Annotated in this window: 18 protein-coding genes; 17 read left to right on the forward strand and 1 reads right to left on the reverse strand. The window is 75.4% G+C overall.

Annotation, left to right across the window (positions count from 1 at the left end; translation table 11 throughout):
• Positions 1–26: 26 nt before the first annotated feature.
• From ACVWW9_RS09635 to ACVWW9_RS09675, 9 genes are all read left to right on the forward strand, one after another.
• On the forward strand, positions 27–752 hold the full coding sequence (locus ACVWW9_RS09635; RefSeq protein WP_456515308.1) for a response regulator transcription factor: 726 nt from the start codon (positions 27–29) through the stop codon (positions 750–752).
• Positions 749–2,197 (forward strand): sensor histidine kinase, encoded by a 1,449-nt coding sequence (locus ACVWW9_RS09640; protein ID WP_456515309.1) that lies wholly within the window; start codon positions 749–751, stop codon positions 2,195–2,197. Before ACVWW9_RS09635 ends, ACVWW9_RS09640 begins: the two co-directional genes overlap by 4 nt.
• 22 nt (positions 2,198–2,219) lie before the next feature.
• Entirely contained in the window at positions 2,220–2,552 is a 333-nt protein-coding gene (locus ACVWW9_RS09645) for a TfoX/Sxy family protein (protein WP_123697457.1), read from the forward strand.
• Positions 2,553–2,655: 103 nt separating this feature from the next.
• Positions 2,656–3,573 (forward strand): phosphodiester glycosidase family protein, encoded by a 918-nt coding sequence (locus tag ACVWW9_RS09650; RefSeq protein ID WP_456515310.1) that lies wholly within the window; start codon positions 2,656–2,658, stop codon positions 3,571–3,573.
• Positions 3,573–4,634: a glycosyltransferase gene (locus ACVWW9_RS09655; RefSeq protein WP_456515311.1), complete on the forward strand. Its 1,062-nt coding sequence runs from the start codon at positions 3,573–3,575 to the stop codon at positions 4,632–4,634. Before ACVWW9_RS09650 ends, ACVWW9_RS09655 begins: the two co-directional genes overlap by 1 nt.
• Positions 4,631–5,200 (forward strand): DUF4956 domain-containing protein, encoded by a 570-nt coding sequence (locus tag ACVWW9_RS09660; protein ID WP_245989831.1) that lies wholly within the window; start codon positions 4,631–4,633, stop codon positions 5,198–5,200. Before ACVWW9_RS09655 ends, ACVWW9_RS09660 begins: the two co-directional genes overlap by 4 nt.
• The gene (locus ACVWW9_RS09665; RefSeq protein ID WP_456515312.1) at positions 5,197–5,970 is read left to right on the forward strand and encodes a polyphosphate polymerase domain-containing protein; all 774 of its coding nucleotides are present in this window, start codon (positions 5,197–5,199) and stop codon (positions 5,968–5,970) included. Before ACVWW9_RS09660 ends, ACVWW9_RS09665 begins: the two co-directional genes overlap by 4 nt.
• A gap of 44 nt (positions 5,971–6,014) precedes the next feature.
• Positions 6,015–7,643, forward strand: coding sequence for a carbohydrate-binding domain-containing protein (locus ACVWW9_RS09670; RefSeq protein WP_456515313.1), 1,629 nt, complete (start codon positions 6,015–6,017; stop codon positions 7,641–7,643).
• A 39-nt stretch (positions 7,644–7,682) separates the two neighbouring features.
• Entirely contained in the window at positions 7,683–8,636 is a 954-nt protein-coding gene (locus ACVWW9_RS09675; RefSeq protein WP_456515314.1) for an aldo/keto reductase, read from the forward strand.
• Positions 8,637–8,646: 10 nt separating this feature from the next.
• On the opposite strand, the gene ACVWW9_RS09680 is transcribed toward ACVWW9_RS09675, so the two are convergent.
• Positions 8,647–10,371: a gamma-glutamyltransferase family protein gene (locus ACVWW9_RS09680; RefSeq protein ID WP_456515315.1), complete on the reverse strand. Its 1,725-nt coding sequence runs from the start codon at positions 10,369–10,371 to the stop codon at positions 8,647–8,649.
• 122 nt (positions 10,372–10,493) lie between these two features.
• On the opposite strand from ACVWW9_RS09680, the gene ACVWW9_RS09685 reads away from it, so the two are divergent.
• The 8 genes from ACVWW9_RS09685 to ACVWW9_RS09720 are packed head-to-tail and all read left to right on the forward strand — an operon-like array spanning position 10,494 to position 25,021.
• Positions 10,494–11,546 carry a hypothetical protein gene (locus tag ACVWW9_RS09685; protein WP_456515316.1) on the forward strand — a complete coding sequence of 351 codons (1,053 nt, stop codon included), beginning with the start codon at positions 10,494–10,496 and terminating at the stop codon, positions 11,544–11,546.
• Between the two features lie 9 nt (positions 11,547–11,555).
• Complete coding sequence (locus ACVWW9_RS09690) at positions 11,556–12,740, forward strand: NAD(P)/FAD-dependent oxidoreductase (RefSeq protein ID WP_456515317.1); 1,185 nt, start codon at positions 11,556–11,558, stop codon at positions 12,738–12,740.
• A 59-nt stretch (positions 12,741–12,799) separates the two neighbouring features.
• A complete protein-coding gene (locus ACVWW9_RS09695; RefSeq protein WP_123697464.1) occupies positions 12,800–13,642 on the forward strand; it encodes a PP2C family protein-serine/threonine phosphatase in 843 nt (280 codons plus the stop codon).
• A complete protein-coding gene (locus ACVWW9_RS09700; protein WP_456515318.1) occupies positions 13,642–15,000 on the forward strand; it encodes a serine/threonine-protein kinase in 1,359 nt (452 codons plus the stop codon). Before ACVWW9_RS09695 ends, ACVWW9_RS09700 begins: the two co-directional genes overlap by 1 nt.
• Positions 14,997–20,723 carry an Ig-like domain-containing protein gene (locus ACVWW9_RS09705; RefSeq protein WP_456515319.1) on the forward strand — a complete coding sequence of 1,909 codons (5,727 nt, stop codon included), beginning with the start codon at positions 14,997–14,999 and terminating at the stop codon, positions 20,721–20,723. The genes ACVWW9_RS09700 and ACVWW9_RS09705 overlap by 4 nt, the downstream gene beginning before the upstream one ends.
• A 17-nt stretch (positions 20,724–20,740) precedes the next feature.
• On the forward strand, positions 20,741–21,691 hold the full coding sequence (locus tag ACVWW9_RS09710; RefSeq protein ID WP_456515320.1) for an AAA family ATPase: 951 nt from the start codon (positions 20,741–20,743) through the stop codon (positions 21,689–21,691).
• Between the two features lies 1 nt (position 21,692).
• Positions 21,693–22,871: a DUF58 domain-containing protein gene (locus ACVWW9_RS09715; protein WP_354255348.1), complete on the forward strand. Its 1,179-nt coding sequence runs from the start codon at positions 21,693–21,695 to the stop codon at positions 22,869–22,871.
• Positions 22,868–25,021, forward strand: a complete 2,154-nt coding sequence (locus ACVWW9_RS09720) for a transglutaminase-like domain-containing protein (RefSeq protein WP_456515321.1) — start codon at positions 22,868–22,870, stop codon at positions 25,019–25,021. Before ACVWW9_RS09715 ends, ACVWW9_RS09720 begins: the two co-directional genes overlap by 4 nt.
• The last annotated feature ends 1 nt before the right edge of the window (position 25,022 follow it).

Here is a 25,022-nt window from a genome sequence, read left to right on the forward strand (position 1 = left end):
GCTCGAGAATCCGGTTGACTATGGCCATGACCCCGACCAGCCCGCGCACCCCGCTCGTGCGCCCCGACGGGATGCCCGTCCGCGCGCTCGTCGTCGACGACGAGGTCAACCTGAGCGAGCTGCTGCGCATGGCGCTGTCGAACGACGGGTGGGAGGCGCGGACCGCGGGCAACGGGCAGGAGGCGCTCAACGCCGTCCGCGAGTTCCAGCCCGACATCATCGTGCTCGACATCATGATGCCGACGATCGACGGCATGGAGGTGCTGCGCCGCATCCGCGCGACGGGCAACGACGTGCCCGTGCTGTTCCTGACCGCGAAGGACGCGGTCGAGGACCGCATCGCCGGCATCGACGAGGGCGGCGACGACTACGTCACGAAGCCGTTCAACCTCGAGGAGGTCATCGCGCGGCTCCGGCGGATGGCGCGCCGCCACGTCGCGATCGCCGACGTCGACCCGCGGCTCCAGGTGGGCGACCTCGTGCTCGACGAGGAGACCTACGAGGTCGAGCGTGCAGGCACGGCCGTGACGCTCACCGCGAAGGAGTTCGAGCTGCTGCGGTTCCTGATGCGCAACCCGCGGAGGGTGCTCAGCAAGGCACAGATCCTCGAGAGCGTCTGGAGCTACGACTTCGGCGGCAAGTCGAGCATCGTGGAGATCTACATCTCGTACCTGCGGAAGAAGATCGATCAGCTCGGCGAGCCGATGATCCACACGGTGCGCGGGGTCGGCTACACGATCAAGCCGACGTGAAGCGCCGCGCCCCCCGTCGCGCCTGGACGCTGCGCCGCACGATCGTGACCGGCGCGAGCGTCCTGGTCGCGCTCGCGCTCCTCCTCACGAGCATCATCACGATGTCGGCGCTGCGATCGGCCGAGATCGAGCGGCTCGACGAGCAGGTGCTCGCAGGCCTGGACTTCGCCGCCGGCCCCCGGGGCGAGCCCGACGGCGGTCCCGGTGGACCCGGCGGCAGCGGCTTCGAGCCGGCCGCGCGGATCGGCACGCTGCAGGTGGTGGTCGACGGCGCAGGCACCGCGACGAGCGCCACCTACGCGGGCGTCGACGGCGAGGAGGTGCCACTGGCGACATCCCAGCTCGAGGCGCTCCTCGCGGCCGACCTCGGCGAGCGCGCGCCCACGACCATCGACCTCGGCGGTGAGCTGGGGACCTTCCGGGTCGCGGCGGAGGCCCGAGACGGCCGCACCATCATCTCCGGCAGCTCGCTCGACGACGTCGATGCGACGACGGGCGCGATCACCGGCATCCTGGCGGTCGTGATGGGCGCGGCGCTCATCCTCGTCGTCGTGGGCCTCGCCCTGGTCGTCACGCGCGCGCTGCGGCCGCTCGAGCGCGTGACCGGCATCGCGCAGCGCGTCGCCGAGCGGCCGCTCGCGGCCGGCGCGGTGGAGCTGCCGGACCGCGTCGCCGCCGCAGACACCGACCCGCACACCGAGGTGGGGCGCGTCGGGCTCGCGCTCAACACGCTGCTGTCGCACGTCGAGACCTCGCTCGCAGCACGCGAGCGCAGCGAGCAGCAGCTGCGCCGCTTCATCGCCGACGCGAGCCACGAGCTGCGCACGCCGCTCGCCTCGATCCGCGGCTACGCCCAGCTCTCGCAGGGCGAGGACGCGCCCATGACGCCGACGCAGGAGCGCTCGCTCGAGCGGATCAGCGCTGAGGCGGTGCGCATGAGCTCGCTCGTCGACGACCTGCTGCTGCTCGCGCGGCTCGACGCCGGCCAGCAGCTGCGGCGCGATCCCGTCGACCTCGCGCTCGTGCTCGTCGACGCCGTCAGCGACGCGCACGCAGCAGCACCCGACCACGAGTGGATCCTCCACGTCGACGAGACCGTCGAGGTGCGCGGTGACGAGGGCCGCATCCGGCAGGTGATCGCGAACCTGCTCGGCAACGCCCGCGCGCACACGCCGGCGGGCACGACCGTCACCGCGTCGCTCGCGCACGACGCGACGCACGCCGAGATCCGCGTCCTGGACGACGGGCCGGGCATCGACCCGGCGCTGGGGTCGCGCCTCTTCGAGCGCTTCGTGCGCGGCGATGCGTCGCGCCACCGCGCGGCGGGCAGCACGGGGCTCGGGCTCTCGATCTCGCAGGCGATCGTCGCCGCGCACGGCGGCACGATCGAGGTCGACAGCGCGCCCGGACGCACGGAGCTCATCGTCCGGCTCCCGCTCAGCTGACCGCGCGGCCTAGCATCGAGCCGTGACGAACCGGCCAGAGACCCTCGATCGCATCCGCGCGGCGTTCGAGCCGCTGCCCGTGCGGCTGCAGCCCATGTTCGGCGAGCAGGCCATCTACTGCGACGACCGGATCTTCGGCTTCGTCTGCGACGACACCCTGCTGCTCAAGCTGGTCCCGGAGGCGGGCGAGCTCACCGAGCACCTGCCGCGCGGCGAGGCATACCCGGGATCGAAGCCCTACGGGATCGTCGACGACGACGCGCTCGACGACACCGACTGGCTCCACGAGGTCGCCCAGACCATCGCGAGCACGCAGCCGCACAAGCCAGCGAAGGCACGGCGGCCGCGACCCTGAGGGCCAGTGCATAGCCGACGCACTGCTGGCGGCTCGACGGCGCTCATGCGCGACCAAGCATCGCTTCTGCTCCGGGTAGGGAGCGATCCGTAGACCTGGAGGCATGCACTCCGCACCGCCCAGCACCGCTGTCCGCCGCCCGCTCTCCACTCGCATGCGCCTCGCGATCGCCGGGGCCCTCGTCGCGTGCATGACCGTCGTCGGCGGCGTCGCGTGGGCGCTCGACCGCTTCGTCGTCGAGCACGTCGAGGTCGTGAGCGCCTCCGCCGCAGAGGGGTCGTCGGCGGTCACCACGACGACCGAGGCGGCCGCGTTCGCGGTCACGACCGAGACGGTCGGGAGCGGCACCGACGCGGCGGTCGTCACGACCGCCGTCATCGACCTCGATGCCATGACCCAGCTGCGCAGCGCGTTCGCCGACGACGCCTTCGGCGAGAACATCACCGAGCTGCCGAGCGTGATCGCGGAGGGCGTCGGCGCGAGCCTGGCGATCAACGGCGACTACTACGGCTTCCGCGACTCGGGCATCGTCATCCGCAACGGCGTGCTGTACCGCGACGAGGGCGCGCGCGAGGCGCTCGTGCTGTACCGCGACGGCACCGCGGCCATCGTCGACGAGACCGCCACGACGGGCGAGGAGCTGCTCGCGGACGGCGCGTGGCAGACCCTCTCGTTCGGGCCGGCGCTCGTCGAGGACGGCGAGGTCGTCGCAGGCATCGACGCCGTCGAGGTCGACACGAACATCGGGAACCACTCGATCCAGGGCGACCAGCCCCGCACCGCGATCGCGGTGCTCGCCGACGGCAGCGCCGCGTTCGTCGTGGTCGACGGCCGCAGCGACGCGAGCGCGGGCATGACCCTCTCGGAGCTCGCCGCCTACGTGCAGGGGCTCGGGGCGGTCACCGCGTACAACCTCGACGGCGGCGGGTCCTCGACGATGGTCGTCGACGGCGAGGTCGTCACCGAGCCGTCGAACGGCGGCGAGCGCGCCACGAGCGACATCCTGTACGTGGCCGGCTGATGGCCGTCGTCCTGATCTGCGCGCTCGACCCCGACGAGCGCCTCGAGCTGCTCGTGGAGGCGCTCGCGCCCCGGCACGTCGTGGTCGTCGACGACGGCAGCGGCCCGGACTCCGCCGCCGTCCTCGCCGGGGTGCGGCGGCGCGGCGCGACCGTCCTCGCGCACGAGCGCAACCGGGGGAAGGGCGCTGCGCTCCGCACCGGCATCGCGCACGTGCGCGCTGCCCACCCGGGCGCCGACATCGTCACCGCCGACTGCGACGGCCAGCATCGGCCCCAGGACGTCGCCGCCGTCGAGGCCGCGATCGTGCCCGGTGCCATCGCCCTCGGCGAGCGCCGCTTCACCGGGGCGGTGCCGGTGCGCAGCCGGGTCGGCAACACCGTCGCCCGCTCGCTCTTCGCGCTCGCCTCCGGCGTCCTGGTGGGCGACGCGCAGACCGGCCTCCGGGGTCTCCCGAGCGACGCGCTGCCGTGGATCGCAGCCGTGCCGGGCGATCGGTTCGACCACGAGCAGCGCGTGCTGCTCGAGGCGTCGAGGCGGCGGGTGCCGCTCTGCGGCGTACCGATCGCGACCATCTACCTGGCCGGCAACGCGTCGTCGCACTTCCGTCCGCTCATCGACTCCGCGCGCGTCGTCGCGCCGCTGCTCGCGCCGATCGGCCGCTTCCTCGCGCTCGGCGCCGCCTGCTTCGCGCTCGACGCGCTGCTCGTCGTCGCGCTGTCCGCGGTGCTCGGCGTCGCCGGCATCGCGGCCGTGCTGGCACGGGCCGCGAGCGGCGCCCTGCACTTCGCCGCCGGCCGCCGATGGGTGTTCGTCGCGGCCGGCTGCGTCCGTGCCCAGGCGCGTCGCTACGCCCTGCTCGCGGCGGGCACGATCGCCGTCGGCGCGACCGCCCTGCAGCTCGCGGTCTCCGCCGGCGCGGCGCTCCTGCCGGCGAAGGTCGGCATCGACCTGGCGCTCGCCGCGGCGACCTACCTCGCGCAGCGCTTCGGCGTCTTCGCGCCCGTCCAGGACCCGACCCCCACGACCGAACCGCACCCGCAACGCTTGGAGCACCAGTGAACGACATCCTCATGATCGGCATCGACGCGATCGCGATCGCCATGATGGCCTTCGGCCTCTACTTCCGTCGCCACCGCCGCCGCGACCTGCTGGTCGCCTTCGTCGGCGTGAACGTCGGCGTGCTCGCCGTCAGCCTCGTGCTCGCGAGCGCCACCGCCTCGATCGGCGTCGGGCTCGGCCTCTTCGGCGTGCTGTCGATCATCCGGCTCCGCTCGACCGAGATCTCGCAGCGCGAGGTGGCGTACTACTTCGCATCCCTCGCGATCGGCCTCGTCGCGGGCCTCGGCGGCAGCAGCCTGCCGGTCGCGATCGGCCTCATCGCGCTCGTCATCGTGGCGATGGCGATCGTCGACCATCCGCGGCTGCTCGCGGGGCACCGCCAGCAGATGGTGCGCCTCGACCGCGCGGTCGTCGACGAGCTCGAGCTCGTCGCCGAGCTCGAGCGGCTCACCGGAGGCCGGGTCCGCCAGGCGACCGTCGTCGAGCTCGACCTCGTCGACGACTCGACGCTCGTCGACGTGCGATGGAGCCCTGCTCCGCGCGCGCGGCAGGCGGTCGCAGCATGAGCGGCGTCGCGCAGGCGCTCGGCCGCCTCGAGCCGGTCTCGCTCGACGAGCTCACGGCAGCCGCAGCGCTGCTGACCCGCGTGGACCGCAAGTACGCGCTCGACGCGGGCGATGCCGGCGCCGTGCTCGGCCGGCTGCCCGAGGGCACCCGGGCGCTCGAGATCGACGGCGAGCGCTCGCTCGCGTACGCATCCTGCTACTTCGACTCGCCGGACCTGCTCGCCTACCGCCTCGCCGCGCACGGCCGGCGGCGCCGCTTCAAGCTGCGCACCCGCACCTACGTGGACGCCGGCCGCTCCTACCTCGAGCTCAAGACGCGCGGCGGCAGGGGCACGACCGTGAAGGAGCGCATCGAGTACGCGCTCGACGACCGCGAGGTGCTCACCGACGACGGCCGCGCCTACGCCGACGAGGGCCTCGCGGCGATCGGCCTCGCAGCGCCACCGCTCGCCCCCGTGGTCGAGACGACCTACCGGCGCACGACCCTGCTGCTGCCCGACGGCGCCACCCGTGCGACCGTCGACACGGAGCTCGCCTGGCAGCTCGACGACGGCACGACGATGCGGACGCCCGGCCTCGTCATCGTCGAGACGAAGGCCTCGAGCGGCGCCGGTCCCGTCGACCGGCTGCTCTGGCGCGCCGGGCACCGTCCCGACCGCGTCAGCAAGTTCGCCACAGGCCTCGCCGCGCTGCGCCCGGACCTGCCCTCGAACCGCTGGCACGGCGTGCTGCGCCGGTGCTTCGCCGATGCCGAGCGCATCGCCGCATGACGACCACGACCGACCATCATCACCACCACCACCAGGAGAGACCCATGGACACCACCAGCATGCGCACCGGCCGCCTCGCACGCCTCCGGCGGCGCGGGTTCGCGCCCGCCCTCGCGATCGTCGCGAGCGGCATCCTGCTCGCCGGCTGCACCGCGGTCGAGGCCGGCCTGACCCAGGTCGCGGCCGGGGCGAGCGGCACCAGCGGCACGACGACGTCGGTCGTCAGCGCGACCCTCGACGAGCTCGCATCGGCGAACGAGGACGGCACGGTCGTGCGCGAGGACGAGTGGAGCGTCGACGACGCCATCGACGTCACGCTCGCCGGCACCGGCGCGACCGCGGCGAGCGGCGTGACGAGCGCCGACGGCATCGTCACGATCACGGAGGCCGGCGTCTACCGGCTCTCCGGCTCGCTCGACGGCCGCATCGTCGTGGCGGCTCCCGAGGACGCCCAGGTCGTCCTCGTGCTCGACGGCGCCGCGATCGCCTCGGACGCCGGCCCGGCCATCGAGGTGCAGACGGCGGACGACGTGGCGATCCACCTCGCCGAGGGCAGCGAGAGCTCCATCGTCGACACCTCGACGTACGCCGAGGACGCAGAGGCGAGCGCGGCCATCTTCTCGGAGGCGGACCTGACGCTCTCCGGCACCGGCTCCCTGCGCCTCGAGGCATCCGGCGACGGCATCACGAGCGAGGACGACCTCGCCGTCGTCGGCGGGACGATCGCCGTCACCGCCGCCGACGAGGCGCTGCGCGGCAAGGACTCGATCCAGGTCGAGGACGGGACGCTCGCCCTCTCCGCCGGCGGCGACGCGCTGCAGAGCGACAACGCGGACGAGGCGGAGCGCGGGTGGATCCGCATCGAGGGCGGCACGATCACCGCCACGGCCGGCGACGACGGCCTGAACGCCGTGAGCGACATCCTCGTCGCGGGCGGCACGGTCACGGTCGACGCCACGGGCGACGGCCTGCACGCCGACGTCGCGCTCGCGATCGCGGGTGGCACGATCACCGTCGAGGGCTCCGACGAGGGCCTCGAGTCGGCGCTCGTGCAGATCGACGGCGGCGCGGTGGACGTGACGGCTGACGACGACGCGATCAACGGATCCGCGGGGTCGTCGGCGGCAGACGCGGGCGCGGGCGGGATGGGCGGCGGCATGGCCGACTCCGGTGAGCTGGTCGCGATCACCGGCGGCGAGGTGACGCTCCGCTCGGGCGGCGACGGCCTCGACTCCAACGGCTCGATCGAGGTCTCGGGCGGCACGGTCGTGGTCTGGGGGCCGTCGAGCGACGGCAACGGCGCGCTCGACGCGAACGGGGGGCTGACCGTCACCGGCGGCACGCTCCTCGCGGTCGGCGCCGCGGGCATGGCGGAGTCGCCGGACGCCGCGTCGACGCAGCCGTGGCTGCAGGCGCAGGCGACCGGCGACGCCGGCTCGACGATCGAGGTCCTGGACGCGGAAGGCGCGACGATCGCGACGTTCGACGCCGAGGCGGCGTTCTCGAACGTGGTGTTCTCGGCCGCCGGGCTGACCGGAGACGCCGCGACGGTCGTCGTCGACGGGACCGAGACGGCCGTGACGCTCGGCACCGCGACCGGCGGTGGCGGCGGCATGGGCGGCCAGGGCGGAGGCGCAGGCGGCGGCATGGGCGGCCCCGGCGGCCGCCCGTAGCGGCGCGGCCTCGATGCCGACGGGTCCTAGGGTGGAGGCATGACGCGCACGCTCGGGAACAGCGGCATCGAGGTCTCGCCCATCGGCCTCGGATGCAACAACTTCGGCCGCAGGGGCACGGCGACGGAGGATCAGGCGGGCACCGACGCCGTCATCCACGCGGCGATCGACCACGGCATCACGCTCTTCGACACCGCCGACATCTATGGCAACCCCGCCACGACCTCCGAGACGCTCATGGGCGTCGCGCTCGCGAAGGCGGGGAGCGCCGGGCGCGACAAGGTCGTGCTCGCGACGAAGTGGGGCCACTCCGGCTTCGCGATCGAGGGCACCGAGTCGTGGGGCCCTAAGGGCGCGCGCACGTACATCCGCAACGCCGTCGAGGCGTCGCTGCGCCGCCTGCAGACCGACCGGATCGACCTCTATCAGCTGCACACGCCCGACGATTCGACGCCCATCGAGGAGACGGTGCGCGCGCTCGACGAGCTCGTCGCCGAGGGCAAGATCCGCGCGTACGGCCACTCCAACTTCTCGGCCGAGCAGATCGGCGAGGCGGCCGAGGTCGAGAGCGAGCACGGCTTCGTCTCGGCGCAGGACGAGTACTCGCTCGTCGCCCGCGAGGTCGAGCGCGAGGTGCTGCCCGCCGTGCTCGAGGTGGGGATCGGCTTCCTGCCCTACTTCCCGCTCGCCAACGGCCTGCTCTCGGGCAAGTACTCGCAGGGCACCGGCCCCGAGGGTGCGCGGCTCACGGCGCTCAAGCCGCAGCTGCTCGAGGAGACCGACTGGTCGCGCATCGCCGAGTACGAGCGGATCGTCCGCCGCGCCGACCGCACGATGCTCGACGCCACCTTCCAGTGGCTGCTCGCGCAGCCCGCGGTCACGAGCGTCATCGCCGGCGCGACGCGCCCCGAGCAGGTCGCGCAGAACGCGGCGGCCGGCGGCGGCGAGCTCGAGGCCGAGACGGTCGAGGAGATCTCGGCGCTCTTCGCCTGAGCGGGCGGGCTCACCGCAGCGCGGCGTAGCCCTGCTCGTCGCGCGCGTTCGACGCGGCCCGGATGGTGCCGTCGGGCTCGTGCGACGCGAACGAGAGCCGGCCGAGCGACCACGGGCCGGCATCCGTCACGACGTGCCCGCGGCGGCGGAGCTCAGCGATCGTCGCGTCGCCCAGGCGCGACTCGACGTGCAGGCCGCCGGGCTCCCACGTGCGCGGCTCGAACGACGACACGAGGTGCGTGACGTGCCACGAGGGCGCGTCGATCGCCGCCTGCGGGTCGAGGCCGAGCACGCGCAGTCCCAGCAGCATCGCCAGCTGCCACTGGTCCTGCTGGTCGCCGCCAGGCGTGCCGAGCGCGGCGGTCGTCCCGTCGTCGTCGACGAGCATCGTGGGGGAGAGGGTCGTGCGCGGGCGGATGCTCGGCGCGAGGCTCGTCGGCAGGCCGGGCTCGAGCCAGAGCATCTGCGCCCGCGTGCCGAGGCAGAAGCCCAGCTCCGCGATCGCGGGGCTCGACTGCAGCCAGCCACCGGAGGGGGTCGCGGATATCACGGTGCCCCACCGGTCGACGACGTCGATGTGGCAGGTGTCGCCGCGAGTGGGCTCGCCGGTGCCGGCGGCGCGGGTCGCCGGCGCGCCCTCAGGCATGCGCGCCAGGCGCGGGTCCCCGCGGAGCGGGCCCGGCCGCAGCTCGAGCGAGGCCGTGCCGTCGATGAGCGCCCTGCGCTCGGCGAGGTAGTCCGCGTCGAGCAGCCGCGACAGATCGGCGCCGTCGCCGAACCAGGCGTCCCGGTCGGCCAGCGCGAGCTTCGTCGCCTCCGCCGCGACGTGCACGAGGTCGGCGTCGAACGCCTCCGCGCGATCGGGCAGCAGCGGGTCCATGATGCCGAGCGCAGCGAGCAGCGCCGGGCCCTGCGACCACGCGCCCGCCTTGTGCACGGTCGTGCCGCGCCACTGCATCGCGACCGTGTCCTCCCAGGTGGGCCGCCAGGCGGCGAGGTCGTCGCCGGTGAGGAGCCCCGCGTGCGCAGCGCCGGTGGAGTCCATCGCCGGCTGCCGCGCGTGCCGGTCGATCGCCTCGGCGACGAAGCCCTCGCTCCAGGCGGCGATCGCCGCATCGCACGCGGCCTTGCGGCCCTTGCCGCGGCCGGCGTCGGCGAGCCGGCGGTAGGTCTCGGCGAGCACCGGGCTGCGGATGACGTCCCACGCGGCGGGGGCGGGGTCGGCCCACAGCGCCGCGGAGGAGGCCCAGTGCTCGCGGAAGAAGTCGGCCCGCCCGGCGATGGTGCGGGCGACGCGGGGGAGCACGCGGTGGCCGCGCTCCGCGAGCTCGATCGCGAACGCGAGCACGTCGGCGGGCGCCCAGGAGCCGTGGTCGCGCACGAGGGCGAGCCACGCGGGCACCGCGCCCGGCACGACCGCCGCGAGCAGCCCGGTGCCGGGGATGTGCTCGATGCCCTCCGCGCGCATCCGCTCGATCGTCGCCGACGCAGGCGTGACGCCCTGACCGGCGAGCACCTGCGGCGGCTGCCCCGGGCGACGGACGATGGCGGGCAGATCGCCGCCCGGTCCGTTGAGGTGCGGTTCGACCACGTGCAGGACGAAGCCCGCGGCGGCCGCGGCGTCGGCGGCGTTGCCGCCGCGCTCGAGCACGGCCATGCCGCTCGAGGACGCGAGCCAGTGCGTCGACGCGACCGCTCCGAACGAACCCTGCAGCGGCGGTCTGGTGCGCATCATGGGCCACAGGCTAACCGGCGCGCGCTGACCTCCGGCCGGAGGCGTACCCTCCCGTCGCCGTTGTCCACAGCCGGGTGCCCGCGGCAAGCGACGGATGACGCGGGTGCCGCAGAGTGCGCGCCATGGACACCGTCCGCATCAGCACCCCGCAATCCCTCCTCCGGCTGCTGCCGCGCCTCGTCGGGGCGCCCGAGCCGCCCGCGCTCGTCGCGCTGCCGTTCCGCAGCGGCAGGTCGGGCATGCCGATGGTGCTCGACCTCCCCGCCCGGCGCTCCGTCCCCGCGATCGCCCGCGCGATCCGCACGGGGGCGCAGGGCGCCGACGCCGTGGTGCTCGTCGCGTGCCTCGCCGAGCCGCTCGGCGCGGCGCCGCTGCCGCTCCATGCGGCGCTCACGACCCTCGCCGAGCGGCTCGCGCGCGACGGCATCCGCTGCCTCGAGCTGCTCGCGCTCGCGCCCGACGCGTGGGGCGACTACGCGATGCCCGAGGGCGCCCGCGGACCGCTCGCCGAGCTGGACCTGCTCGACGACCCGGCGCCCGGCGTGCCGGAGCTCCCGCCGCTGCCCGGTGCGCCGAGCGGCACCGACGGCCCCGCGGCGCTCGCCGTCGCGCGGTGGCTCGACGCGCTCGGCGTCGTCGAGGTCGAGGCCGCGGCGCAGGCGGCGATCCCGGCGCTCGAGCGCGCGGTGGACCTCGCGCCGCGGCTCGATGCCGGTCCGGGGCCGCTCGGCATCGACCCGGCGAAGGCCGCGGCCGTCGCCGTCGCGCTCGTCGCCCGGCCGGTGCTGCGGGACATCGCGATCGAGCTGGCCCTCGACGGCCCCGACGCTGCCGCGGCGACGCTCGCCGCCATCGACCGCGACGGCGCGCTCGCCGCCGACGACGCGGCCGAGCGCTTCCTGGGCTGCGGTCCGGCGCCCGATGCCGACCGCCTCCACGAGCGGCTGCGCCGCTGGACGGCCATCGCCGAGGCGACGCCGCTCGACGCGCGGGCGCCGCTGCTCGTGATCGTCGGCTTCCTGCACTTCTTCGTCGGCCGGGGCCGCACCGCCGGCCGCTGCGCCGAGCTCGCGATGGCCATCGACCCCGGCCTCTCGATGGCGCCGCTGCTGCGCGACATCGTCGACGCGAAGGGCGCTCCCGACTGGGTGCTCGGGCAGAGGTCCGGGGAGTAGCGTCGCGGCATGACGAGCGAACGCGTGCACGACGTCCTGGTGGTCGGGGGCGGCAACGGCGGCCTGTCGGCGGCCGCCCACCTGCTCCGCAAGGGCTGCAGGGACGTGGGCATGATCGAGCCCGCCGACCGGCACGTCTACAAGCCGCTGCAGCACTACGTCGGCACGGGCCGCGCGCGCCCGGAGGAGCTCGTCCGGGACCAGTCCTCGCTCGTGCCCGACGGCGTCGAGTGGTACCGCACCGCCGCGGTCGCGATCGACCCGGTGCGCCGCATCGTGCGCTGCGCCGACGGCCGCGAGGTGCGCGGCGCCGACATCGTGCTCGCCCCCGGCGCCCGGATCGACTGGTCGCTGCTCCCCGGCGCGGAGCGCGCGCTCGCCGAGGGCACCGCGATCACGACGTGGGACGACCGCGAGCTCGACCGCGCGCGGTCCCGCATCGCCGCCCCGACGAGCGGCCGCGCGATCTTCCACGTGCACGGCCAGCCGGCCTCCGGCCAGGAGACCGCCTTCAAGCCGCTGTTCATCGCGTGCGACACGTGGCGCGCCGCCGGCGTGCTCGACCGCATCGAGGTCGTGCTCGTCCACGAGGGCGCACGGCTCCACCAGGTGGAGGCGATCGAGCGCGAGATCCGCCGCCACCTCGACGACTACGGCGTCGACGCCCGGCTCGGCACCCGCCTCCAGAGCATCGACGGCGACGCGGTCGCGCTCGTCGGCCCCTACGGCTCCGGCACCGAGCACGCCGACCTCATCGTGCTCCACGCCCCGTACGCGCCCCACGCGTTCATCGCGGCGTCCGGGCTCGACGCCGAGGGCACCGGCGGCTTCGTGGCCGTCGATCCCGAGACGCTCCGCCACCCCGAGCACCCGCGCATCTGGGCGGTCGGCGACGGCGCCGACCTCGGCGACGCGCGCACCGGCGGCGCCCTGCGCAAGCAGGTCACGACGGTCGTCGAGAACATCCGCCGCGCTCGTGGCGGGCAGCCGCTGCAGCGGTACGACGGCTACACCGTCGCACCGATCATGACCGCGCGACGCAGCCTCTCGTTCGGCGAGTACGACCGGGAGCTCCGCGTGCGGCGCAGCCTGCCGGTGCCGGACGAGATCCGCTCGAGCCCGCTCTGGTACGCGCTCGACCGCTACGCGCTCCCGCAGGTGTACTGGCACCGGATCCTCAAGGGCCGGCTCTAGCTGGACGGCGTGCGCGCGCGATGCGGGCGCATCAGCCACGGCATGGAAGACTGGGGATCGTGACCCACATCGGAGCGGCGACCGGCGAGCACGCCACACAGGGGCCTGAGGGCCGGCAGTTCGCGGTGCGCTGGGCAGGCGCCACCGACACCGGCTTCCGGCGCCAGCACAACGAGGACTCGCTCGTCACGCAGCCGCCGGTGTTCGCGGTGGCCGACGGCATGGGCGGCCACTCGCACGGCGACCTCGCGAGCAAGGCCGTCGCCGAGCAGCTGGGCGGCCTCGGCTCGCTCGAGTCGGTCGAGCCGATCGACGTCGTCGAGGCGCTCCGCCGCGCGACCGACGAGATCGAGAAGCTGGGCGACGGCGAGGGATCCGCCGGCACGACCGTGACCGGCTGCGCGTTCGCGATGCACGAGGGGGCACCGCACTTCGCCGTCTTCAACGTCGGCGACTCGCGCACCTACGCGATGCTCGGGGAGCGGCTCACCCGCATCACGATCGACCACTCCGTCGTGCAGGAGCTCATCGACGCCGGGCTCCTCACCGAGGAGGAGGCCGAGACGCACCCGGAGGCCAACGTCGTCACGCGCGGCGTCGGCGCCGGCATCGACCCGGTGCCCGACTACTTCCTGCTGCCGATCATGCCGCAGCTGCGGCTGCTCGTGTGCTCCGACGGGCTGACCAAGGAGGTGCACGACATCGAGATCGAGCGCATCCTCTGGGAGCACGACGAGCCCGCCGCCGCCGCCTCCGCGCTCGTCTCCGCCGCCCTCGACAGCGGCGGCCGCGACAACGTGACCGTCATCGTCATCGACGTGACGAAGGCGCCGACGGTCGACGACGTCGACCGCACCGTCCCGCGGACGACGCTGCGCGACGAGGAGACCAGGCGGTCCTGATGGCGAGGCGGCTCCCCTCAGCGCCGCCGGTCCTCCCCGGCTACTCGCACCTGCACGTACTGGGCACGGGCGGCTACGCCGACGTGTTCCTGTACGAGCAGGCGCTGCCGCGCCGCCCCGTCGCGGTCAAGGTGCTGCTCGCCGAGCTCGTCGACGAGGACGTCCGCCGCTCGTTCCGCAGCGAGGTCAACCTCATGGGGCGGCTGTCGTCCCATCCGGGCATCCTGACGGTCTTCGGGGCGAGCGTCGCGAGCGACGGCCGGCCCTACCTCGTGATGGAGCTCGCGAGCCCCGAGCTCGGCGAGCGCTTCCGCACCGAGCCGCTCGCGCCCGAGGCGGCGCTGCGCGTCGCCATCCGGGTCGGCGCGGCGATCGAGACCGCGCACCGCGCGGGCGTGCTGCATCGCGACATCAAGCCCGCGAACATCCTGACCACCGCGTTCGGCCACCCGGTGCTCAGCGACTTCGGCATCGCCGGGCTCCAGCACGACGCGACCGAGACCGCGGGCGTCTCCGTGCCCTGGGCCGCCCCCGAGGTGCTGCGCGGCGAGACGGGCGGCACGATCGCGACCGAGGTGTGGTCGCTCGGCGCGACCCTCTTCTCGCTCGTCGCGGGCCGCAGCCCCGCCGAGCACCCCGGCAGGGCCAACGACCACGCCGCCCTCACCGAGCGGATCATCGCCCACGACCTGCTGCCGTCCCGCGCGATCCCGGCGCCGCTGCGCCGCGTGCTCGACCGCGCGCTCGCGGCGAGGCCCGCGGACCGCTTCGAGAGCGTCGAGCAGATGCTGCTCGAGCTGCAGGGCGTGCAGCGCGAGCTCGGGTTCGACGAGACGCCGATCGAGGTCGAGGTCGACGCGTGGGCGGCGGCGCCGCTGCCCGAGACGGCCTCGGACGAGGACGCCGATGCCCTGCGGCTGCGCCAGCGCCGCTCGCGCCGGTCGCCGGGCATCACCGGCAGCCGCATCGACATCTCCGCCTCGACCGGCAGGCGGCAGCCGCAGCAGCCGAAGCGGTTCGCGGTCGGCCTCGGCGTCGGCCTCGCGAGCGTCGTCGTGCTCGGCATCGTCGCCGTCGCGGCCGTGGCGCTCTCGAGCGTCTCGCAGCGCATCCCGGTGGTCGCCGACGTCGCCGTGACGCCGGAGTCGGGCCGCGTGGTGTTCGCATGGCCAGACCCCGGCCTCGTCGACACCGACACCTACCACGTGCGCACGTCGACGGGCGATGCGCTCATCCAGGGCGGGCGCGAGTTCACGATGACCGGTGACGCGGGGGAGCGGCTCTGCATCGACATCGCGGTGAACCGCGACGGCTCGACCGGCGACGTCACGACCGCGTGCGGGGAGCCGCTGCCGTGAAGCGGCGCACCGCCGGCGCCGCGCTGGGCACGCTGCTCGTCGCCGGCGTCGTCGCCGGTGCGGTGCTGAGCCCGGGCTACGTCGCGGTGCAGCCGCAGCTCGACGGGTCGAGCGTCTGGGTCGCCAACGGCGGTGCCGGCGCGATCGGGCTCGCGAACACCGCGAACGGCACCATCGAGCGCATCGTGCGGGTCGGAGGCGTCGACGAGGCGCACCAGAGCCCGAGCGGCACCGTCCTCGTCGATCGCGACGCCTCCACCGTGCGCGTCGTGCGCGACGGCGAGGCGCAGCCCGGGCCGGCCGTTCCGATCGTCGCCGGCGCGGTCGTGGGCGTGCGCGACGACCGCGTCGTCGTCACCGCGCCGAGCACCGGCGACGTGTGGCGCACCACGACCGGCGCGATCGCGGAGGGCGCGCAGCTCGGCGAGCCCGTCGTCGCGCTCGGCCGCGGCGGCGTCGCGGTGCTCGGCGAGCACAGCCTGCTCGCCGCCTCGCCCGGCCTCGGCCGCGTGCTGCGGTTGGACGAGGCGGGCGAGACCGTCGCGAGCGAGCGCGCCCCCGTCTCGCCGTCGGCGCCGGCCCTGCAGCTGACGGCGCTCGGCGACGAGTGGGTGCTCTTCGACGCCGGATCCGGCGTGCTCTCGACGCGGACGTGGCAGACCTCGGTCGAGGGGGAGGACGTGCGCCTGCAGGAGCCGGGGCCGAGCGCGAGCGCCGTGCTCTACGCGACCGGCGACGCGCTCGTGCGCCAGGCGCTCGGGGTGCCGACCCAGGAGGTGCTCGCATCCGGCTCCGGCGGCGTGCCGGCCGCGCCGGTCGTGCGCGAGGGATGCACGTTCGCGGCCTGGAGCGACGGCGTCGGCTGGCGCGACTGCGCCGACGCAGAGCCGGTCGTGCTCGGGCTCGACGAGGTCGCGCTCGACCCCGACCTGCGCATCCTGCAGCGCGGCAGCGCGACCGCGCTCGTCGACGACGGCAGCGGCGACGCGTGGGCGATCGACCACGACGGCGAGCGGATCGTCGGCTGGGAGACCGAGGGCGACAGCCCCGCCCCGGAGCAGCCCGCGGAGGGCGAGACCGTCGAGGAGGTCGTCGAGGCCGCGCCCGCCCCTCCGATCGCCGAGGACGACGCGCTCGGTGCACGGCCGGGCGCCGTCACGCTGCTGCCGGTGCTGCTCAACGACACCGACGTGAACGGCGACCCGATCGTGCTCACCGAGGTCGAGTCGGACCGCGCCGACGCGGCCGCCTCGATCGCGCCCGACGGCCGCAGCATCCGCCTCGAGGCGCCGGAGGAGGGCGTGACGCGGATCGCGTACGAGATCTCCGACGGCACCGCGACGGCGGCTGCGGCCGCGACCGTCACCGTGCGCGGCGGCAACGAGCCGCCCGTGCTCGAGCGGCCCGTGCAGGCGACCGTCGCCGCCGGCGGCACGCTCGCGCTCGACGCGCTCGACGGCTGGGTCGATCCCGACGGCGACCCGCTCGCGGTCGTCGACGCGACGGTCGACGCTCCCGACAGCGTGAGCGTCCGGGCGGACGGGCGGCTCGAGTTCCGGGACGGGCTCGCGGGCGCGCAGCGCGAGATCGAGGTGACCGTCTCGGACGGGCGGTCGACGTCGACGGAGGCGATCGCCGTGACCGTGCACGCCGGGTCGGTGGCGATCGCCGCGCAGCCCGTGACCGCGGTCACCCGCGTCGGCCAGCGCCTCGTGCTCGAGCCGCTGCTCGCCGCGCAGGGCGGCGCCGGCCCCCTCAGCCTCCACAACGTCGTCGCGGCGTCCCAGCCGGTCGAGCCCAGCTTCGCCGACGACACGATCGTCGTCACGCCGACCGAGCCCGGCCTCCTGCGGTTCGACTACGTCGTGACCGACGGCCAGGCCACGCAGGAGGGCGCGGTCGTCGTCCGGGTGCTCGACGGCGCCGACGCCTCGTCGGCGCCCGTGACCATGCCGGAGCGGGTCGCGCTCCCCGCGATCGGCACCGTCGCCATCGACGTCGATCGGCTCGCGCACGACCCCGCCGGCGGCGTCATCGCGCTGCGCACGGCCGAGAGCGACTCGGCCGCGGTGCGGGCAGAGGTCGTCGACGCCGAGCGGCTGCGGCTCACGCTCACCGACGACCTCGCCGAGCAGGCGACGGTGCGGTACACCGTCACGAACGGCGTCGCCACGACGACCGGCGAGGTGCTCGTCTCGTCGGCCGCCGCCGCATCGGTGCAGCCGCCGATCGCGCGCGACGACGAGGTGACGCTGCGCCCTGGCGGGCTCGTCGAGATCCCCGTGCTCGTGAACGACGAGCAGCCCGACGGGCTCGCGCTCACCCTCGACACCGAGATCGTCGCCCCGCCCGAGGCCGGCATGCTCTTCGTCGACGGGGAGCGGATGCGGTACGTCGCGGGCGACGCGGCCGGCACCTTCACCGCCACCTACGGCGTCCGCGGCCCCGACGGCCAGACGGCGACCGCCGACATCACGCTCCGGGTCGCGGCGCAGGCGAGCACCACGAACGCCGCGCCAGACGCGCCGACCGTGGAGGCGCGCGTCGTCGCGGGCGCGAGCATCGACATCCCGCTGCCGCTCTCGGACGCCGATCCGAACGGCGACCCCGTGCAGCTGCTCGGCCCGTCGTCGGCCCCGGCGCTCGGGTTCGTGACGCGGGAGGGCCGATCGACGCTGCGCTACCAGGCGGGCGACTACTCCTTCGGCACCGACGCCTTCCGCTACCGGGTCGTCGACGACCTGGGCGCGGTGAGCGAGGGCACCGTGCGCGTCGCGGTCGTCGAGCCGGACGCCGCACTGCCGCCGGTGCTGCGCCCCGACGAGGCGGTCATGCGCCCCGACTCCACGCTCGTCGTGCCGGTGCTCGACAACGACAGCGACCCCGCCGGGCTCCCGCTCGAGATCGTGGGCGTCGAGACCGGCTCGCCGGGTGCGTCCGCCGAGGTGCGCGACGGCGCCGTGCTCGTGACCGCGGGGCTCGAGGCGACGAGCATCGGGGTCGTGGTGACCGTCGAGAACGCCGCCGGCACGAGGTCGTCGAGCTGGCTGCGCATCGAGGTCGACCCCGCGGCGCCGCCGCCGGTGGCCGACGTCGACGACGTGCAGGTCGACATCGAGTCGATCGCCGACGCCGACGCGGTGCGCATCTCGCCGCTCGCGCACGCGTCCGTGCGCGACGGCCGCACCGACGTGCTCGAGGCCGACCTCCCCATGGCCGTCGAGGGCGTCGCGCTCCGCGACGACGGCACGATCGAGATCGCCGTCGCCGACCGCACGCGCTTCGTGCCCTTCTCGGTCTCGCGCACCGACGCGCCCGGCGAGGTCGCGACCGCCGTGATCGCCGTGCCCGGCAGGCTCGATGCGCTGCCGCAGCTGCGGCCGGGCGTCGCGCCGCTCACGGTGGCAGCCGGGGAGACGCTCGAGATCGACATCGACGCGGTGGTCGTCACCGTCGACGGCGACGGCGCGCTGCTCACCGACGCGAGCGCCGTCGAGGCGTCGCCGACCGACGGCTCGAACCCGGTCATCGACGAGCGCACGCTGCGCTTCGTGCCGCCGCCCGGCTACTTCGGCCCGGCGAGCATCACCTTCGAGGTGACCGACGGCGACAGCCCCACCGATCCCGACGGACGGGTCGGCAGGATCGTGCTGCCGATCGAGGTGACGGCGGGCGACGACGTGCCGCTCACGGTGCTCGGCTCCTTCGTGCAGCTCGAGCCCGGCAGCGAGCGCACGATCGACCTCGCGCGCGTCACGCGCGCCCCGGACCCCGCGCGGCTCGCCGCCGCGACCTGGTCGCTCGTCGACGGGACGCCGGAGGGCTTCGAGGCGTCGGTCAGCGGCTCGGCGCTCACCGTGCGCGCGCTGCCCGACACCGATCCCGGCACCACCGCCGAGCTGCAGGTGGGTGCGCGCGACGGGGCGGGCGCCGGCGTGCCCGGCACGGTCGTGCTGTCGGTCATCTCCACCACGCGGCCGCTCGTCTCACCGGTCGCCGACGCGGTGACCCTGCAGCGCGGCACGAGCGGGCAGGTGGCGCCGCTCGAGAACGACGAGGCGTCGAACCCGTTCCCCGACGCGCCGCTGCGGATCGGCGCGCTCCGCGCCACCGGCGCCGCCGCGCGCGGCATCGACGCCGGGCTGCAGGACGGCGCCGTGACGCTGTCCGCCCGCCCGGGCGCCGTGATCGGAGCGACGATCGTGCAGGTGCTCGTGCTCGACATCACCGGCGATCCGCGGCGCGGGGTATGGAGCCCGATCACGATCACCGTGCAGGACGTGCCGGATGCGCCGGCGCCCCCCGTGCAGGTGTTCGACGAGCACGTCGACGGCGTCGTGAGCATGGCGATCGACCCGCCGGTCGACAACGGCAGCCCGATCACCGGCTACCGCGTCGTCGGTCCCGGCGTCGACGTGGCGTGCGGTGCGCAGCCGCGATGCACGATCGAGGGGCTCCAGGCCGGTGTCGAGCTGCGGCTCCGCGCGATCGCGACGAACGCGCTCGGCGAGAGCGAGCAGTCCGCCCCCTCCGAGCCGGTGCACGCCGACCGGCTGCCGGCCCTCGTGCAGGGCGTGGCCGCGGTGCCCGACGCGGAGCCCGGTGCCGTTCGCGTCGCGTGGCGCGCCGTGCCGCAGCCGCAGGGCGGCACGCCGATCGAGGCGTACCTCGTGCGCATCACGGGCAGCGGCACGGATCGGCTCGTGCGGGTCGGCGCGGCCGAGCGCACTGCGGTGATCGCGGGGCTCACGCCCGGTCGGCCGTACGCGATCGAGGTCGCGGCGGCCAACGACGCGGGCGTCCCGGACGACGCGTGGCGCTGGCCCGCCGCACCGGTGCCGTTCACCGCGGTCGGCGAGCCGGGCACGGCGCCCGTGCTCATCACCGACCGCAGCGGCGGCAGCGTGACCGCGCGCTGGTCGGCGGTCGACGCCGGCGGCGCCGCGAGGGTGCGCTACACCGCCCGCATCGTCGCCGCGGCCGACGTCCCGTCGCTCGGCTGCTCGAGCGCCGGCACGGGGGAGCCGGCGGGCACCGCGGCGCTGAACGCGACCCTCACGATCGCCGAGGGCGCGCGCGCCGTCGTCGCCGTCACGGCGGACAACGGCTGGCACTGCGCCGTCTCGGTCTCGGACCCCGTGTTCGGGCGGCCGTCCCCCGTCGCGCCCTCCGACGTCACCATCGCGGCGGGCGAGGCGCAGGTGCGCGACGACGCCCGCGACGTGCAGATCGTCGCGATCCCGTCCGCCGCCGACGGCCTCTGGTTCGAGGCGCGCACCGTGCAGTCGCCGCAGGCGACGGATCCGGTCTGGCAGCGGATCGGCGTGGGGTCGTGGGTGACGCCCACCACCACCTCCTTCACGTACGGGCGCGAGGCCTCCGTCGACGTGCGCGTCTGCGCGCCGTCCGGCGCCGGCTCCGGGGCCGTCTGCTCCGAGCCGACGACGGTGGGCAGCGCGATGCCGCTCAGCCTGCGGGCGACCGTCGACGCGTGCACGCCGCTCGTGCCGCTCGACGCGCGCGCGCCCGTCAACGCCACCTCGGATGCGCGGGGGAGCGTCGTCGCCCGGTACCTCGTCGACGGCCGGTGGACCGACGAGCGGCCGTCGACGTCGCGGGTGCCCGCCGGGGCGACCAGGGTCGAGGCGTGGGGCGTCGTAACCTATCTGGAGTCCGATCCCCTCCGGGATCCGTCGCCCACCGTGGCGGGCTGCGGGCTGTGAACAGAGGGGAGCCGCCCGTGGGCGTCGACGTCGCGAGCATCCAGGAGCTGTCCGAGCGAGTGGTCGAGCGGGTCGAGCGGGTGCTCGTCGGCAAGCCGCACGTCGTGCAGCTGTCGCTCACCGCGATGCTGAGCCACGGCCACCTGCTCATCGAGGACAACCCCGGCACCGGCAAGACGTCGCTCGCCCGCGCGCTCGCGGCCTCGATCTCGGGCACGGCGACGCGCATCCAGTTCACGCCCGACCTGCTGCCCGGCGACATCACCGGCGTGAGCGTGTGGAGCCAGGGCGCCGGCGAGTTCGAGTACCGGCAGGGCCCGGTGTTCGCGAACGTGGTGCTCGCCGACGAGATCAACCGCGCGAGCCCCAAGACGCAGTCGGCGCTGCTCGAGGTGATGCAGGAGGGCCGGGTCACGGTCGACGGCGTGCCGCACTCGGTGCCGCAGCCGTTCATGGTGATCGCCACGCAGAACCCGATCGAGCACGCCGGCACCTACGAGCTGCCCGAGGCGCAGCTCGACCGGTTCGCCCTCAAGGCGTCGATCGGCTACCCCGACCACGCGTCGACCCTCCGCATCCTCGCCGACTCCGGCGACGAGGTCTCGCCGGACGACATCCGCCCGGTGACGGATGCGGCGACGGTGCAGGCGATGGCGGCCGTCATCCGCGGCGTGCATGTCGAGCCCTCGATCGTCGACTACGTCGCGCGGCTCGTGGAGGCGACGCGCGAGGCCGACGAGGTGCGCCTCGGCGTCTCGGTGCGCGGGGCGCTCGCGCTCGTCCGCACGGCGCGGGCATGGGCGGCGATCCACGGGCGCGACTACGTGACCCCCGACGACGTCAAGGCGCTCGCGGTGCCCGCGCTCGCGCACCGCCTGGTGCTGCAGCCCGAGGCGGAGTTCGACGACGTCCGGCCCGAGAGCATCGTGCAGCAGCTCATGCTCACCGTGGCGCCGCCCAGGCGCTGACATGCGCTGGCTCGACGGCGCCCTGCGCGCGCTCACCCCGTGGGGGTGGACGCTGCTGGCGACCGTCGTGATGGGCATCGTGCTCGCCCGCACGCTCGGCTGGAGCGAGGCGATCGTCGCGGCCGTCGCGGCCGGATGCCTCATGCTCGGCGCGATCCCGTGGATCGTCGGCGAGCGGTGGGCGCGCGCCAGGATCGGCCTGAGCGCCGAGCGCGTGCCGGTCGGCTCGGAGGCGCTCGCGCTCGTCGAGATCGCCCGTCCGTCGCGCGCCGCGACGCCCCGCCAGGTCGACCTCAACGTGGGCGACGAGGAGGCCGTGCTCGAGATCCCGCCGCTCGAGGTCGGCGCGAGCGTGCTGCGCAGCGTGCCGCTCGACACCTCGAGGCGCGGGCTGCGCACGATCGGCCCTGCCACGATCCTCCGCACCGACCCGTTCGGCGTGCTCGAGCGTCGGCACCACCTGACCGAGACGCGCACGCTCGTCGTGCACCCGCGCGTCGTCCGGCTGCCGGGCGGTGCTGGCGGCATCGTCCGCGACCTCGACGGCGAGGCCGCCGCCGAGCGCACCGCCGACGACGTCTCGTTCCACAGCCTGCGCGAGTACTCGCCGGGCGACGACCGGCGGCTCGTGCACTGGCGCTCGAGCGCGCGGCACGGCACCCTGCTCGTGCGCCAGTTCGAGCCGTCGCGCCGCGCCGACACGCTCATCGTCGTCTCCACCGACCCCTCCGAGTACGACGGCGACGACTTCGAGCTCGCGCTCTCGCTCGTCGGCACCCTCGCGCTCGCCGCGATCGCGGACCGTCGCACCGTGCGCGTCGTCGAGAGCCCGGCGACCGAGCGCGGCGCGGCGCAGCCGATCGACGCCGCCACGCGCGAGCGGCTGCTCGACGCGCTCGCGGTGCTCGAGCCGCGCAGCGCCCACGGCATCGCGCAGGCCTCCCGCGCCTCCCGCGGCGGGGCGCCCGGCAGCGTCGCCTGGCTCATCACCGGATCGACCGTCGCGCCGCGCACGCTCCGCACCGCCGCGAACGGCATGCCGGCGGGCGTGGTGTCGATCGTCGTGCGGGCGGCCGTCGGCGCGGCGCCGGCGCGCTCGCGGCTCGGGGACGCCGACGTCGTGACGGTCGGCGCGATCGAGGACCTCGCCCGCGGCATCCGCCAGTCGAGGTCGCCGTGATCGCCCGCGCACCCGGCGCGGGCCTCGTGATGCTCGCGATCGCCGCCGCGTGCGTGCCGATGTGGTGGATCTTCGGCACGCCCCAGCTCGTCGTCGCGCTCGCCGTGGCGCTGCTCGTCGGCGCCGCGATCGCGGCGGTCGGCGCCTGGCGCCGCTGGAGCAAGGCGCTGCTCGCGACCATGGGCGTCGTCGCGCTCGCGCTGCTGGCGGTGCCGCTCGCCGCCCCGCAGCGCATACCGCGCGGCGAGTGGCTGCCCGCCTTCGCCGACGCGAGCGCCGCGCTCGTGCTCGCCTGGCGGCGGCTGCTCACGATCGGCCTGCCCGTCGGCACGGGCGACTCGCTGCTCATGGCGCCGATCGTGCTCGTGCTCGCGGGCACGATCGTCGCGGTCACGCTCGCGCTGCGATCGCGCCGCGCGGAGGCCGCGGCGCTCGTGCCGGCGCTCCTCGCCATCTGGGCGATCCTCTGGGGACCGACCGACCTGCCCGCGCCCTGGCTCACGGGACTGCTGACGATCGTGCCGATCACGGCGTACGTGACGGTCGTGCGGCAGGCCCGCCGCCGCAGCCGGGCGCCGCGCGCCCTGTCGTCGCTCGCGCGCCGCGTCGGTGCCGGTGCGCTCGTCGCGCTGCTCGCGGGCGGCGGCGGGGCGGCAGCGGGCGCCCTCCTGCCGCTGCCCGAGCGCGTGGTGCTGCGCGGCGACAGCGCGTCGTCGGTGACGCTCGAGGGCGCCTCGCCGCTCTCGGGCTACCGCGCGAACTGGGCGATCGACGCGCGCGAGGCCACGCAGCTGACCGCGACCGGCCTCGAGCCGGGCGACCGCATCCGCGTCGCCGCGCTCGACGACTACGACGGCGAGGTGCTCGGCGTCGGACGGGCCGCCTTCGAGCGCGTCGCGAGCGCCGAGGAGGGGCGGGGCCGCATCGTCGGCATCACGATCGGCGAGCTGCGCGGCCCGTGGCTGCCGAGCGTCGGCGTGGCGTCGGGGATCCGGTTCGTCGGCCCGCGCTCCGACCTGCTCGCCTCCGGGCTCCACCGCGACGCGGCGCTCGGCGCGCTCGTCGTGGCCCCGGGGCTCGGCGCCGGCGACGGCTACCAGCTGCTCGTCGAGCCCGGCACGCCGGTGGTCGCTGGCGAGGGCGTGGCGGCGCTCGAGCCCGCCGATCCCGCGCAGGGCTCCGAGGTGCTCCCGGACGCGATGCTCGAGGCCCTCGCCTCGTGGACGGGCGAGGCGAGCACGCAGGGCGAGCGGCTCGCCGCCATGGTCGACGGCCTCCGAGCCGCGGGCTACGTCAGCCACGGCGTGCTCGAGGAGGAGGCGCCGTCGCGCCCCGGCCACTCGCTCGAGCGGCTCGAGGAGCTGTTCCGCGAGCCGATGATCGGCGACGCCGAGCAGTACGCGACGGCCGCGATGCTGCTCGCCCGGCAGCTCGGCTTCGACGCGCGGGTCGTGGTCGGCTACACGCCCGACGTGGTCGCGGCCGGCGTGCCGACCGTCGTCCGCGGCGCCGACGCGGATGCCTGGATCGAGGTGCGCACCACCTCCGGCTGGGTCGGCATCGACGTGGTGGCGGACGAGCGGCCCATCCCCGAGGAGGAGGACGGCGCGCCGTCGGTCGTCGAGGAGCCGCCCGCGCAGCAGGCGCCGGTGCCGGCCCCGGGAGGACAGGAGCAGGGCGCCGACCCAGCGGCGCCGAGCGCGCCGCAGGACACCGGCGACCCGGCCTCGCGGCTGCTGGCCGTGCTCGGCGCCGGCGCCGCCGTGCTGGGGCTGCTCGCCCTCGTCGCGGCGCTGCCCGTCGGCCTCGTCGTCGCGAAGGTCGTGCGGCGCCGGAGGCGGCGGCGCGCGGACGCGCCGCGCGACCGCGCGGAGGGGGCATGGACCGAGCTCGTCGATCGGCTGCGCGACCGCGGCGAGCCGCCGCAGCCCGACGGCACGCGGCTCGAGCAGGCGGCCGCCGACGAGCGGATGCGCGAGCTCGCCGCCCGCGTCGACCGGGCGGTCTTCGCCGCGGCGCCGCCGACCGACGCCGAGGTGGACGACGCGTGGCGGCTGAGCGACGACGTGCTCGCCGCCCGCGACGCCGGCGCGGGCAGGCTGCGCCCGCTGCTCGCGAGCCTCAACCCGGCGTCGCTCGTGGGCCGCTGAG

The sequence above is a fragment of the Agrococcus sp. UYP33 genome, from assembly GCF_054060915.1.